The organism is Mucilaginibacter sp. HD30, assembly GCF_054061755.1.
Map to the genome: position 1 here is coordinate 2461787 of NZ_JBSSEO010000001.1, position 13987 is coordinate 2475773.

The 13987-nt window shown below is 41.5% G+C and carries 13 protein-coding genes; 8 read left to right on the forward strand and 5 right to left on the reverse strand.

The window, feature by feature from the left end; genetic code table 11:
- Positions 1-23: 23 nt before the first annotated feature.
- Complete coding sequence (glgB, locus tag ACVW2L_RS11710; RefSeq protein WP_457128153.1) at positions 24-2051, reverse strand: 1,4-alpha-glucan branching protein GlgB; 2028 nt, start codon at positions 2049-2051, stop codon at positions 24-26.
- Between the two features lie 136 nt (positions 2052-2187).
- Positions 2188-4644, reverse strand: a complete 2457-nt coding sequence (locus tag ACVW2L_RS11715) for a glycoside hydrolase family 31 protein (protein WP_457128154.1) — start codon at positions 4642-4644, stop codon at positions 2188-2190.
- 226 nt (positions 4645-4870) lie between these two features.
- Here ACVW2L_RS11715 and ACVW2L_RS11720 point away from each other — a divergent pair, with 226 nt between their 5' ends.
- From ACVW2L_RS11720 to ACVW2L_RS11730, 3 genes are read left to right on the forward strand one after another with little or no spacing between them, the layout of a single operon-like run.
- Positions 4871-5224, forward strand: coding sequence for a DHCW motif cupin fold protein (locus tag ACVW2L_RS11720; protein WP_457128155.1), 354 nt, complete (start codon positions 4871-4873; stop codon positions 5222-5224).
- 56 nt (positions 5225-5280) lie between these two features.
- Positions 5281-6267, forward strand: coding sequence for a LuxE/PaaK family acyltransferase (locus ACVW2L_RS11725; protein ID WP_457128156.1), 987 nt, complete (start codon positions 5281-5283; stop codon positions 6265-6267).
- A gap of 57 nt (positions 6268-6324) precedes the next feature.
- A complete protein-coding gene (locus ACVW2L_RS11730; protein WP_457128157.1) occupies positions 6325-6987 on the forward strand; it encodes a PH domain-containing protein in 663 nt (220 codons plus the stop codon).
- A 1-nt stretch (position 6988) separates the two neighbouring features.
- Here ACVW2L_RS11730 and ACVW2L_RS11735 read toward each other — a convergent pair whose 3' ends face one another.
- The 3 genes from ACVW2L_RS11735 to tyrS are packed head-to-tail and all read right to left on the reverse strand — an operon-like array spanning position 6989 to position 9273.
- A complete protein-coding gene (locus tag ACVW2L_RS11735; protein WP_457128158.1) occupies positions 6989-7441 on the reverse strand; it encodes an RES family NAD+ phosphorylase in 453 nt (150 codons plus the stop codon).
- Entirely contained in the window at positions 7441-7938 is a 498-nt protein-coding gene (gene parS, locus ACVW2L_RS11740; protein WP_457128159.1) for a type II RES/Xre toxin-antitoxin system antitoxin, read from the reverse strand. Before parS ends, ACVW2L_RS11735 begins: the two co-directional genes overlap by 1 nt.
- A gap of 51 nt (positions 7939-7989) precedes the next feature.
- Complete coding sequence (gene tyrS / locus ACVW2L_RS11745; RefSeq protein ID WP_457128160.1) at positions 7990-9273, reverse strand: tyrosine--tRNA ligase; 1284 nt, start codon at positions 9271-9273, stop codon at positions 7990-7992.
- A 70-nt stretch (positions 9274-9343) separates the two neighbouring features.
- Here tyrS and ACVW2L_RS11750 point away from each other — a divergent pair, with 70 nt between their 5' ends.
- The 5 genes from ACVW2L_RS11750 (at position 9344) to ACVW2L_RS11770 (ending at position 13979) form a co-directional block, all read left to right on the forward strand.
- Positions 9344-9733 carry a hypothetical protein gene (locus ACVW2L_RS11750; protein WP_457128161.1) on the forward strand — a complete coding sequence of 130 codons (390 nt, stop codon included), beginning with the start codon at positions 9344-9346 and terminating at the stop codon, positions 9731-9733.
- Positions 9684-10121 carry a hypothetical protein gene (locus ACVW2L_RS11755; RefSeq protein WP_457128162.1) on the forward strand — a complete coding sequence of 146 codons (438 nt, stop codon included), beginning with the start codon at positions 9684-9686 and terminating at the stop codon, positions 10119-10121. The genes ACVW2L_RS11750 and ACVW2L_RS11755 overlap by 50 nt, the downstream gene beginning before the upstream one ends.
- Positions 10122-10262: 141 nt before the next feature.
- Positions 10263-12233, forward strand: coding sequence for a 30S ribosomal protein S1 (gene rpsA / locus ACVW2L_RS11760; RefSeq protein WP_457128163.1), 1971 nt, complete (start codon positions 10263-10265; stop codon positions 12231-12233).
- Positions 12234-12401: 168 nt separating this feature from the next.
- Positions 12402-12947, forward strand: a complete 546-nt coding sequence (pyrR, locus tag ACVW2L_RS11765; protein ID WP_457128164.1) for a bifunctional pyr operon transcriptional regulator/uracil phosphoribosyltransferase PyrR — start codon at positions 12402-12404, stop codon at positions 12945-12947.
- 108 nt (positions 12948-13055) lie between these two features.
- A complete protein-coding gene (locus tag ACVW2L_RS11770; RefSeq protein WP_457128165.1) occupies positions 13056-13979 on the forward strand; it encodes an aspartate carbamoyltransferase catalytic subunit in 924 nt (307 codons plus the stop codon).
- Positions 13980-13987: the final 8 nt, after the last annotated feature.

Consider the following 13987-nt stretch of genomic DNA (forward strand, 5'->3'; position numbering starts at 1 on the left):
ACAAGCTCAGGATTACCCTTTTGTTACTTTATCCTTTTAAAAACAGTTGCTGCCAAAGGCGGCACTATGATGTTGATACTGTTTTCGCGGCCATGCCAGTTAACGCTTTCGCTTTTTATGGCGATGTTGTTTTTCACATCGCTACCCCAAAAGTTAGGCGCATCAGAAGTGAAGATCTCTTTCCAGTTACCGGCATATGGCACCCCTACTCTAAAATCGTGGCGGGTAACAGGTGTCATGTTAAGCACAATAACCAAATCATTTGCGGCATCGTTACCCTTTCGTTGAAAGATCATGATAGAGTCGGCTGCATTGCCGCCATCAATCCACTCAAAGCCGTCGCCGCTGAATTGCCTTTCGTATAGTGCAGGTTCTGTTTTATAAAGGTGGTTAAGTGCTTTCACAGCTTCTTTTATACCATTATGATTTGGGTATTCCAGAACATGCCAAGGCAGCGAGTGCTGGTAGTTCCACTCTGTTCCCTGTCCAAATTCGCTGCCCATAAACATCAGTTTAGCGCCGGGATGCGTAAACATGTAACTATATACCAAACGCAGGTTGGCAAACTGCTGCCATTCATCGCCGGGCATTTTACGCAGCATAGATCCTTTGCCGTATACCACTTCATCATGCGAGAAAGGCAGCATAAAGTTCTCGGTAAAGGCGTATATTAAACTAAATGTAAGCTGGTTGTGATGGTACTTACGATTGATTGGGTCCTCGCCAAAATATTTAATGGTATCGTGCATCCAGCCCATCATCCATTTCATGCCAAACCCTAAGCCGCCTAAAAAAACGGGGCGACTAACACCTGTAAATGATGTTGATTCTTCAGCTATGGTTTGCACATCCGGATAGTGTGCGTAACAGGCCTCATTAAATTCTTTCAGGAAGGATATAGCTTCTAAATTCTCATTACCGCCAAACATGTTGGGCTCCCACTCGCCTTGCTTACGCGAGTAATCAAGATACAGCATAGAGGCAACCGCATCAACCCGCAGCCCATCTACGTGGTACCTGTCCAGCCAAAAAATGGCGTTGCTAATTAAAAAGGATCTCACCTCGTTACGGCCGTAGTTAAAAATGTATGATTTCCAGTCGGGATGAAACCCTTTACGAACGTCTTCATGCTCGTACAAATGTGTGCCGTCAAAACGGTACAAAGCATGAATATCGCCCGGAAAATGCGATGGAACCCAATCCAGAATAACACCTATGCCCTGCTGATGAAAACGCTCAATCAGTTCCATCAATTGTTGGGGAGTGCCATAACGGGATGAAGCGGCGTAATAGCCGCTAATCTGGTAGCCCCAGCTTGGATAATAGGGGTGCTCTGCAATTGGCATAAACTCTACGTGGGTAAAACCCATCTCCTTAACATAAGGCACCAACCTGTCTGCTAATTCTTCATACGTGTAAAAATCATCCGGGCTTTCTATGTTACGCGCCCAAGAGCCTAAATGCACTTCGTAAACCGAGAAGGGCTGTGCCAAATTATTGTGCTTATGGCGGGTATACATCCATAAAGAATCGTTCCACTCATAATAAGAATCTGCAACTATAGATCCCGTAAGCGGCGCTACTTCCCAACGCAAGGCATAAGGATCGCTTTTTTCCAGTTCCTCGTCGCTTGATGATTTGATAAAATATTTATAGACTTCGCCATTACCAACATTCGGGATAAAGCCCTCCCAGATGCCTGACCCGTCCCAGCGAACGTATAAAGGGTGCGACCCTTTGTTCCAGCCGTTAAAGTTAGCTATTAACGATACATACTTTGCGTTAGGGGCCCATACCGCAAAGTATGTACCCACAATCCCTTTATGCTCTACTACGTGCGAGCCAAACTTTTCATATAACTTATAGTGTTTCCCCGATTGGAAAAGTGAAACATCAAAATCAGTAAAACGGCTGTACGGCTCAACAGCCGATAACTGCTGCTGTGGCGCGGGCAAAGTTTCCTTTATCTTTTTGGTTGCTTTTGGTTTTGTGATTTTAGCGGGTGTAGAAGCAGGAATTTCTGTGTCCTTTTTAACGGATCTTTTAGCCATATAGATAGCCCTTACGGGAATTTAGGAGTTGGAATAATTATCAAATATATTATTATTCAACACTTATTGATGAAGCATGTTTAGGATTAAATTAATATAAAAAAAATAACCCCGGTTTAGCCGGGGTTATTTAAGATCAAAGTGCGATCTCTATCTTTTTGAATTTCTTATTGGTTTTAAACTCAAGTATCTTGTCTGCATTCACAGCGAACTCGGTTATCACTTTATCGTCGGCCATTATTTTAGTGGGCGTGAATGGCAGCCCTATCACATTAAACTGATAGGTTTCATAACGCGGCGTATACAGCCCTTCCATACTTTGTTCAATTACAAAGTTGATAGTGCTTCCGTGTACAGCAAATTTCTTTTCAGAATAGATATCCTGTTCGTACGCAAAGGTTTCGCCATAATCTTCAAAAAAGAAAGAATTGGTTTCTATATCGTTAAAATAAACGTTTAATGTAACTTCTTCAATTTCTGTCTCGCCAACATACTGCATTACCGGGTATTCCGGTAAAACCGCACCAGCCTTAACAAATAGTGGTATAGTATCTAATGGAGTTTCTACTTCTACTTCGCGCCCACCTTCAACAAGTTCCTGCGTCCAAAAGTTAAACCATTGTCCTTTGTGTAAATACACTTTTCTGCTTTTCTGTCCGGGCTCCAAAACCGGGCATACCAGCAATTTATCGCCGTATTTAAACTCGTCCTGGCGATAGTGATTGCTAACCTCGCCTTGCTCCTGCATAACTATCGGCCGCAGGATAGGGAACCCGTAACGGTGATGCTCCCAAAAAGTTGAATAGAAATAAGGCATTAAGCGGTACCTCAATTCAATAAACTTGCGGTTAATTGATGTATAGGGCTCGCCAAAGCTCCACGGTTCACGCTCCTTGGTATCACCGGCAGAGTGCGCACGCATAAATGGTGCAAATGTACCGGCCTGTATCCAACGGGTAAACAATTCGCCGTCAGGTTCGCCGCTAAACCCGCCAATATCTGTACCGCAAAATGGTATACCCGATATTGATAAGCGTTGCAACTGTATATTGCCTAATTTTAAATGCTCCCAGGTAGCCACGTTGTCGCCCGTCCAAACGGAAGAGTAGCGCTGTACGCCCGAATAGCCAGCTCTTGTTATGGTAAATGGACGCTTATTTTTTTGGATATTACGCAAGCCCTCATAAGTAGCGCGCACCATTTGCATACCGTAAACATTGTGTGCCTTGCGGTGGGAACCGCGATGCCCATCGTATTGATGACGAACATCATCAGGGAAGGTACCGGCGCCAAACACCGCCGGCTCGTTCATGTCGTTCCAAACACCGGCAACCCCCGCTTCAACTAGTCCTTTAAATAAACCGCCCCACCATTCGCGCACTTCGGGGTTGGTAAAATCCGGGAACTGGCAGCGGCCGGGCCACACATGGCCCTCCATAAAGTAATCATCGCTTCGGCGGCAAAAATGGTTTTTCTCTTTCCCCTCTTTAAAAACCCAATAATTATCATCAACGCGTATTCCCGGGTCAATTATTACAACTGTTTTAAAGCCGTCATCGCTTAGCTCCTTCACCATCTTTTTCGGATCAGGAAAGTATTTCTTGTTCCAGGTAAAGCACCTGTAACCATCCATATAGTCAATATCCAGGTAAAGTGCGTCGCAAGGTATTTTCTGCTCGCGGAAAGTTCTGGCAATGGCCCTAACCTTAGCTTCCGGATAATAACTCCAGCGGCATTGGTGATAACCAAACGCCCAAAGCGGAGGCATTGGGTGGGTACCTGTAAGTAAGTGGTAATTTTTTACCACATCCATCATGTGCGGGCCGTGTATGTAATAATATCTTAGTTCGCCGCCATCAGCCCAAAAGCTGGTGTGGTCGCCTTGTTCCTTGCCAAAATCAAAATGAGATTTGTAGGTATTATCAAAGAAAATACCATGTGCTATATCATCATTAACACTGATGTAAAAAGGAATTGTTCGATAAATTGGATCCTGGTTCCACTGGAATGAATAAGCGTCAGTATTCCAGTTTACAAACCTCTTTCCTCTCAGGTTCAAATCGGTAGCCTTATCGCCTAAACCAAAAAAGCTTTCCTGAGGGGCGCACGTCTTTGTGCAGAACACATAGTATCCACCAAAAGACACATTCTCTTCCCAGTGCATAGATACTGCGTCTGAACTGGTAATGTGATGTTCCGCATCAGAAAAGGATATAAAAAAATCGCTCTTGCGGATATGGCAAGTTACAGCATTGGTTGACACACGAAATTCCGTCTCATCCTCAGACAAAGCAAAATCCGTAGCCACAAGTTCAAGCTTTGGCACGCCGTATGAAAATTCATCCAAAAACACACCATGCGGAGCAAGCCTAACACGAATGATCTGATCAGTAACTACAACTACCTCAACCTTCGCATCGCCATCTGTAAAATAGAATTTATTGGCCTGCTGGTCGCAGCTGTTGGGCATGCCCAGGTATTTTTTTTGTATCGGCTTTAAACCAATAATGGGATTGTTGACGTGCTTAAAATCCTCGTCATCAGCTATAATTTTATTTAGTTCTAGTCCCGGGTCTGTAGTGTTTTCTTCCATATAAAAATTAAAAACTGATGCCTCTGCCCGTAAAAATTATAAAACGGTCAGCAAAAAACCTGTTTCAACAGCTAATAAACGATTTTTATCGCATAATCTCCTTATTAAATAACGTAAATGTGTGCTTAAATTGAAAATTTAGAAAGGTTTTAAAAATGAAGTAGTGTTTATGAAAATTTTGCAATTTGCCCAAATCGACGTTTGTGTAACAAATCAGCTTTTTATTATGAACGATAAAAACATTCCATTCCAGGTGATAAACTGGGACACTATACAAAAAGTGAATTATCCAGGTGACAGTGGTGAGGCATTTTGGCAAACTATCAACTTTTCAGACTTAAGATTGCGCATAGTTGAATATTCCGCTGGTTACGTTGCCGACCATTGGTGCAAAAAAGGACATATAGTTTATTGTCTTGAAGGAGAGTTAAAAACAGAATTGGCAAACGGAACAAGCTTTAAGCTGACCAAAGGTATGACTTACATCGTGTCTGATGAGTTAAGCTCGCATCGATCAACTGCTTACAATAATGTTAAGCTCTTGATAATTGATGGCGATTTTCTGAAATATCAATCCTGAGTAAGGATTGAATGGAGAAGATATAAGCCATACTTACATTGCTTATCTTTGTATTAATGACAAAGCCCGGTAAAGAACAAGTGTTTTCTATTAGCAATGCAGAGCAGTTTGATGCAACAGCATTGCAGGTATTTAAATATCAGGCCGCACATTGCAAAATTTACCGCGACTTTATTAAAGGTTTAAAAGTGGACCCGGATGAAGTATCCAACATTGGCGGGATCCCATTTTTACCCATCAGTTTTTTTAAAAACCAAGCTGTAAAGAGTGATACTGCGCAAGCAGCAACCATTTTCACCAGTTCGGGCACAACTGGTATGATTACAAGCCAACACTTTGTTACCGATGTTAGCTTATACGAGGCGAGTTTTAGAAAAGCTTTTGAAATATTTTACGGCGATATCAAAAAATACACCATTTTGGCGCTGCTCCCATCCTATCTTGAAAGAGAGGGCTCGTCGCTTATTTATATGGCTGCTGATCTGATCAAACAATCAGGAAACCCCCATAGCGGCTTTTATTTATATAACCACCAAGAGCTTTACCAGCAACTTGTTAAACGGAAAACCGAAGGAAAGCCAACGTTGTTAATTGGTGTTACCTTCGCTTTACTGGATTTTGTGGAGCAATATCAAATAGATTTTCCCGAATTGATAGTTATGGAAACAGGTGGTATGAAGGGTCGCCGTAAAGAAATGATACGCGAAGAGCTACATAGTATATTATGTAATGGTTTTGGTGTTGAAGCTATACATTCAGAATATGGTATGACGGAATTACTATCACAAGCTTACTCAAAAGGTGAAGGCATATTTAAATGCCCGCCCTGGATGCGTATAGTTATACGGGATACAAATGATCCGCTAAGCTTAGTAGCCGAAAACAAAACGGGCGGCATTAGCGTAATTGACCTGGCTAATATCAACTCCTGCTCTTTTATTGCTACGCAGGATTTGGGACGACTTAATGGCAACGGCGAGTTTGAAGTGCTGGGCCGTTTTGATAATGCTGATATACGGGGCTGCAATTTATTGATAGCGTAAAACTTAGTACATAACTAAGGGAATTTATTATTTTTGCCCACTAAACATTGAAATACTATGATGGAGAAATTTTTGAACGACGAACAAGATCCTAAAGCGGTTGAAAAAGTTTATCTCCGCCTTACTGATCTGTTAACCACCGGCGAAGAAATAATTTATATAGCAGTTCAAAAAAAACCGTTGGTAAACTTGTTGCCTGATTGCATTGCTATAACCAATAAACGCATCTTATTTTTCACACCGGCTAATTTAGGTCTGTCAATAAAATTTGTAGATTTTGTTTGGAAAGATATAGTAGACGTACACACCAAAGAAGAAATAATAGGTGCCATATTCAGCGTGCGCACTACCAACGGCGCCGAAATGGGCGTTGACTATCTGCCTAAAGTTCAGGCTCGAAAACTATATCAATACGCACAGGAACGTAAAGAAGCCGAGCGCGAAGCCCGCAGATTGCGTGACCTGGAACAAAAACGTGCAGAATCTGGTTCGGTACAATTTGAAACGCCGTCGCAACCAGTTGCTGCAGCCGCTGTTCAGGCTGCTGTTGTTGAGCATAGTCAACCCATAGCACCACCGGTAACGCCGGCTCCTGTTGCGGAAGTTAAACCCGATGCACTTACCGAGAAATTAAAAAGACTGAAAACGCTTTTTGAAAATGGTTTGATATCGCAGGAAGAATACAATCAGAAAAAGCTGGAGTTGCTGAGCGATTTTTAATTTATACCAGCAATCTCTCATCAAAACTGAAAGATTTTTTACTTACAATTTTCACCAGGCTTGCTTTTGGGTGCAGCGGGTTCATCAGGTAATTATACTCCTCGTTCACCAAAGCTGATGGAACTTTAAGTAATAAATTTCTGGCTTGTTTTAAAAAGTCGTTACCTGTTTGCTTAAGTATTTGTTTTTCGGGATATTCCTGCCATTCGTTAGGTAAGGTTGCTGCATCTAATTCCTCAAAGCCGTCGGGCACTTCAATTACCATCATGCAAAAGTCGTCGGGCATATTTGTTGGGCTTAAATGTGCCAGGGCCTCTAATACCGCTAATGATCGCGAAGAGGCAAGATATACCATCGCCCGGCCCTCACTGTTCCACCGGCCCCCGTATAACCGCGACCCGTTTCCGCTCAGATCATCAGCGTATACACAATTAACTAACCGGTAAAGGATCATTAGGCAAAAATGCCGTGCTCAATACGGCCCAACTCTTTAAATACCATATCAAAACCTATTGATGTATCTAATAAAGACACGGGCGCTTCACCTTTAAAAACATGAACAGGTGATTTCATCCAGATTTTGAATTTATCTAAGGAGCCAAAAACCTCTTGCCCACGGGTATAAAGGCGCGCTAACTCAACGGCTTTTTCAGCGTATTCTACTTTAATAATAGCATCATCATCATAGCGCTGTAAGGTGCGCTCAGAAATATGCATAATGCCGGCAAATTCTTGTAAAGTGAGCGATATTTTTTTTGCCAGTGCCATTAAACCGCTTTTTGGAAGCCCCTGCCTGCTAAGAGTTAACATATCAAAACTACTTGCACCTATTGCGTTAAATTGCTTGCCCGCGTTACCAAATACCATAGTAAATAAATTAGGTTGCAAGCCATAAGCCAGCATGGGCTCGGCAACTTCAGTTTTACCTGTATTATGTTTATAGTTTTTCATAACTTATCAGACATTTATCCAAAAATAAATACTTTTTGTCTGGAATCCAAATTATTCAGCAATTATTAAAAAATAATTCTTCTTCCCTTTTTGAACAACTAAGAACTTATCATTAATTAACGCATCGGTGTAATAAACGGTCTCAGCAGATGGTATTTTAACTTTGTTAACAGCCACTCCCCCGCCTTGAATCATCTTTTTTGCTTCGCCTTTTGATGGGAAAACCGCGGCTTGGCCGGCAAGCAACTCAATCGCATTTATACCTTGGTGTACATCAGCTAAAGCAACCGTAAAATTAGGCACACCTTCAAACAGCCCTATGACTTCCTCATTATTCAACTCGCTTAAAAACTCTATACCTGTATTTCCAAACAAAAACTCTGATGATTTTATAGCTTTCTCGTAATCCGCTTCGCCGTGCACACGTATGGTTATGTCTTTAGCTAGTGCTTTTTGTATTGCACGCAAATGTGGGGCGGCTTCCTGCTCGGTTTCTAATGCTTTTATGGTTTGTTCCTCAAACAACGTAAATATCCTTATGTAAGCTTTTGCATCCTCATCACTGGTGTTTAACCAAAACTGATAAAATTTGTATGGCGACGTTTTCTCAGCATCTAACCATATATTGCCGCCCTCGCTTTTACCAAACTTACTCCCGTCTGATTTTTTAATCAATTGTGTAGTAAGCGCAAACGCCTCGCCAGCACCTTTGCGGCGCACCAGCTCGGTGCCTGTAACAATATTTCCCCATTGATCGCTGCCCCCCATTTGTAAAGCGCAGTTCTGGTTCTTCCACAAATAATAAAAGTCATAGCCTTGCACCAACTGGTAAGTAAACTCAGTGAAGGACATGCCTGTTTCGCCCTCTAAACGTTTCTTAACAGAGTCTTTGGCCATCATATAATTTACCGTGATGTGCTTGCCCACTTCACGGATAAAATCCAAAAAGGTAAAGTCTTTAAACCAGTCAAAATTATTAACCATTTGGGCACTGTTGGCCCCGCCGTTAAAGTCAAGGAATTTTTCCAGCTGCGCTTTTATACCTGCAAGATTTTTTTGCAATACATCCTCCGAAAGCAAATTACGCTCTGCCGATTTACCCGATGGGTCGCCAACCATGCCGGTAGCGCCGCCCACCAAAGCGTACGGCTTATGCCCTGCGCGTTGAAAATGTATCAGCGTCATGATCTGGGCCAGGCTGCCTACATGCAGAGAATCAGCAGTAGGATCAAAACCAATATATCCGGAAACCATGCCTTTATTCAACAATTCTTCAGTTCCGGGCATTATATCATGCAACATGCCGCGCCAGCGCAGTTCTTCTAAAAAATTCATTTTTTATGTTATTTGAATACCGATAGCTATCGGGACGCCAAAGATAATAGTTTATATAGATTGAGCGGTAATGAATAGAATATCCCTACAAATGCGCTGCTTTGCTATATTTTTTGTAGCTTTAAAGCAGGTCGTCCCCGAAACGCTGTATATGAATTTTTTGTCACACTATTATTTTGACCGCGACGTTACCGATTGCTACCACATATTAGGAACAGTGCTACCTGATCTGCTTAAAAATGCCAATAAAACCATTGTACTTCACCCCGAAAGACTTCATCATTCAGACAGCAGGGTTAATAATATAATAAACGGATGGAACAAACATCTTGCCGTCGATCGCTATTTTCACTCATCTGAGTTTTTTAAAACAAACAGCCATGAGTTAAAAAAAAAGCTGCTGTCTTCAATTGAAGGCTCGCCGGTTAAACCCTTTTTTTCTGGGCCATATAGCGGTTGAACTTGTTTTGGATAGCCTGTTAATTACTACCAAAAAAATAGGCGTTAATGACTTTTATGATCATCTGGATGGTTGTGAAGACGATGTTATATGCGACTTTTTTGAGATTTCAGGCGTAAAAAATCCGGACTTTTTTTTAAAATATCTTGAGAAATTTAAAAAAGACCGTTACCTGCATACTTATGCGGATATCTCGCAGATAACCTATGCGCTCAGACGCATTTGCATGCGGATATGGCAGGATCCATTTACCCTGGAGCAAGAGTATAAAATGACGGGAATACTTACCCAGTACAACGCATCTCTTTTGCCTGGTTACCTGCTGATTTTTAATGAAATAGCAGAAAAGTTAGCCACAGACAAAGGAGCCCCCGCCTTAACTCAATAGTAATATTGATAAAAAAGGCTATCGGAACGCAAAAAAGCCTTAAAATCAACCAATAAACCTTAAATTAAATTTTTTTGAATAAAATTATAGTTCTACCTTTGCAGTCCCAATTAAGGTTGGGAAAAGGAGATAAAATATTTAATGGCAAAAAAACAAGAAGCAGAAAAAGAATTAAAAGCTAAAGAGGCAGAGCTGGGAACAGCAACCGCTACAGCAGAAAAAGAGACGATTGAATCAGAAGCTGATTCAATATCGATCGAAGACATCAAATCTCAGATCGCTACAGCACCAGACGCAGATTTTGACTGGGATGCTGACGACAAAAAATTTGGTAACTACAGCGACAGTGAGCGCGAAAAAATGGAAAAACTTTATGATGGAACTTTCAGCTCTATCACTAAAGGCGAAATTATTACCGGTACTGTTGTTAATGTTAACAACAAGGATGTAGTATTAAACGTTGGGTTTAAATCTGATGGTTTGGTATCTGTTTCTGAATTCCGTGATACACCTGATCTGAAGATCGGTGATCAAGTTGACGTTTTTGTTGAATCACAAGAAGATGCTAACGGACAGTTAGTACTTTCCCGTAAACGTGCAAAAACTCAAAAATCATGGGAAAAAATTAATTCTGCACTTGATAACGACGAGATCATCACCGGTTTTGTGAAGAGCAGAACAAAAGGTGGTTTGATAGTTGATATAATGGGCGTTGAAGCCTTCTTACCAGGCTCTCAAATTGACATTAAGCCAATTCGTGATTACGATGTTTACGTAGGTAAAACTATGGAGTTCAAGGTTGTTAAGATCAACCACGAATTTAAAAACGTTGTGGTATCGCACAAAGTGCTTATTGAAGACGATCTTGAAAATCAAAAAACCGAGATTGTTGCCAAACTTGAAAAAGGCCAGGTATTGGAAGGTACAGTTAAAAACATTACAGACTTTGGTGTATTTATTGACCTTGGTGGTGTTGATGGCTTACTGCACATTACAGATATATCTTGGGGCCGCATAGAGCATCCACGCGAAATTTTAGCATTAGATCAAAAGATCAACGTTGTTGTTCTTGACTTTGATGACGAGAAAAAACGTATCGCTCTTGGTTTAAAACAATTAACCCCACACCCTTGGCAGTCGCTTGATGAAACCTTACAAATTGGTTCAAAAGTTAAAGGCCGCATAGTAACTGTTGCTGATTACGGCGCATTCTTAGAAATTATCCCAGGTGTTGAAGGTTTGATCCACGTGTCAGAAATGTCATGGTCTCAAAACCTGCGTAACCCTCAGGAATTCTTGAAAGTTGGCGACGAAATTGAAGCACAAGTATTAACCCTTGATCGCGATGAACGCAAAATGTCATTAGGCATTAAGCAATTAACTCCTGATCCTTGGCAAAATGCAGGCGAGAAATACGCCATCGGTACTCAGCACGTTGCTACAGTTAAAAACATGACCAACTTTGGCGTGTTTGTTGAACTTGAAGACGGAATTGACGGCTTGATCCACATTTCTGATCTATCATGGTCTAAAAAAGTTAATCACCCTAACGAATTCACTAAAGTTGGTGAAAAACTGAATGTGGTTGTTTTAGAACTGGATATTGATAACCGTAAATTAAGCTTAGGCCACAAACAATTAGAAGAAAACCCTTGGGATACTTTTGAAACTATCTTCACTATAGACTCTATACATGAAGGTACCGTATTAAAGGTAACTGATAAAGGTGCTATTGTTGCTTTACCTTATGGTGTTGAAGGCTTTGTGCCAACCAAACACCTGGTTAAAGAAGATGGCAAGAGCCTTAAAGCTGATGAGGTTGCTGAATTTAAGATCATTGAATTTAATAAAGACAGCAAACGTATTGTGATATCTCACTCACGTATTTGGGAAGAAGCCCGTGCAGAGGCCCGCATGCAGGATTTTGAGAACCGCAAAAAAGAAGCTAAATCTGCAAGCAGTGCAGTTAAAAAAGTTAAAGACTCAGTTGAGAAATCAACTTTAGGCGACCTAAGCGTTTTAGCACAGCTAAAAGAGCAAATGGAAGGCGCTGAGACTAAAGCCGCTGCTAAAAAGTCAGCTGCTAAAAAGTCAGAAGAAGAAGCTAACTAAGCTTTAACTAATAAGTTTTGCAAGCCCTGTTGAGCAATCAGCAGGGCTTTTTTATTGTGTTGATTATACTTTTAGATTAAAACATTAGCAGTACAAACAAAAACTAATCTCCAATCAACTATTCAACTAATCAAAAAATAATTACCTTTGCCCAAATCCACCCATACGATGCAAAATCTAACACTGCTCGACGGAAAAAAATTTCAGATAACCATTCAACGTTTATGTCGTCAGTTAATTGAGAATCACAACGATTTTTCTGAATCAGTATTGATAGGCATTCAGCCACGCGGCATTTATTTGGCCAAGAGGGTGGCTGAAGAATTACGTAAAATTTTACCGGAAAGCACTATAGAACAAGGCGACCTGGATATCACTTTTTACCGGGATGATTTCCGCAGAAGGGAATCGCCGCTGCTGCCTAATCAAACCAAAATAGATTTTATTATTGAAGGCAAAAAAGTGATCATGATGGATGACGTGCTTTGGACCGGCCGCACCATCCGCGCCGCCATGGACGCTATGCTGGCCTTTGGCCGCCCTGAAAAAGTAGAACTTTTAACATTGGTTGACCGTCGCTACTCACGTCATATACCTGTATCTGCCGATTATGTGGGAATTGAGGTAGATTCCATCGCATCGCAAAAAGTGGTAGTGAGCTGGAAAGAAACAGATGGCGAGGACAGAATTGTACTGTTATCGGAAGTAAAATAAGATATACCGGATTTCGGTTGTTCAATTTCGGATTGAACATTTTGAGAAACCGCTAAATAAAAAGAATAAAATTCGAAATCGAACATCCGACATTCGAAATTAAAAACTATGGGATTAAGCACAAGGCATTTACTCGGCATTAAAGACTTAAACGAAGCGGACATTCAACTGATATTTGAAACTGCCGATACTTTTAAATCTGTTTTAAACCGGCCGATAAAGAAAGTTCCGTCGCTTCGCGATGTTACTATAGCCAATATATTCTTTGAAAACTCTACCCGTACGCGTCTTTCATTTGAACTGGCCGAAAAACGTCTTTCTGCAGATGTGGTTAACTTTTCAGCCTCGTCATCATCGGTTAGTAAGGGCGAAACACTGATTGATACGGTAAATAACATCCTTGCCATGAAGGTGGATATGGTGGTAATGCGCCACCCATATGCCGGTGCCGGCATCTTTCTATCTAAACACGTAAAGGCGCAGATAGTTAACGCAGGCGATGGTGCACATGAGCACCCTACGCAGGCTTTGTTAGATGCGTTCTCCATCCGCGAAAAATATGGCGATGTAGCAGGAAAAAAGGTGGTGATTGTAGGTGATATATTGCACTCGCGTGTAGCACTGTCTAACATATTATGCCTTAAACAATTGGGTGCCGAAGTTATGGTTTGCGGCCCCACCACGCTGATGCCAAAATTCATCGGCGCGTTAGGGGTTAAAGTTGAGCACAACTTAATCAAGGCGCTAAACTGGTGCGATGTTGCCAATATGCTGCGCATCCAACTCGAGCGTCAGGATATCAAATACTTTCCTTCCCTGCGGGAATACACAATGCTGTATGGGTTGAACAAACAGATATTAAACTCCCTGGACAAAGAGATCACCGTTATGCACCCCGGCCCCATTAACCGCGGTGTTGAAATAACCAGCGACGTAGCAGATAGCAAGCAGTCTATTATACTTGATCAGGTGGAGAATGGTGTGGCTATACGTATGGCGGTATTGTACCTTCTGGCCGGGCAAACGTCGTAAAAATATCG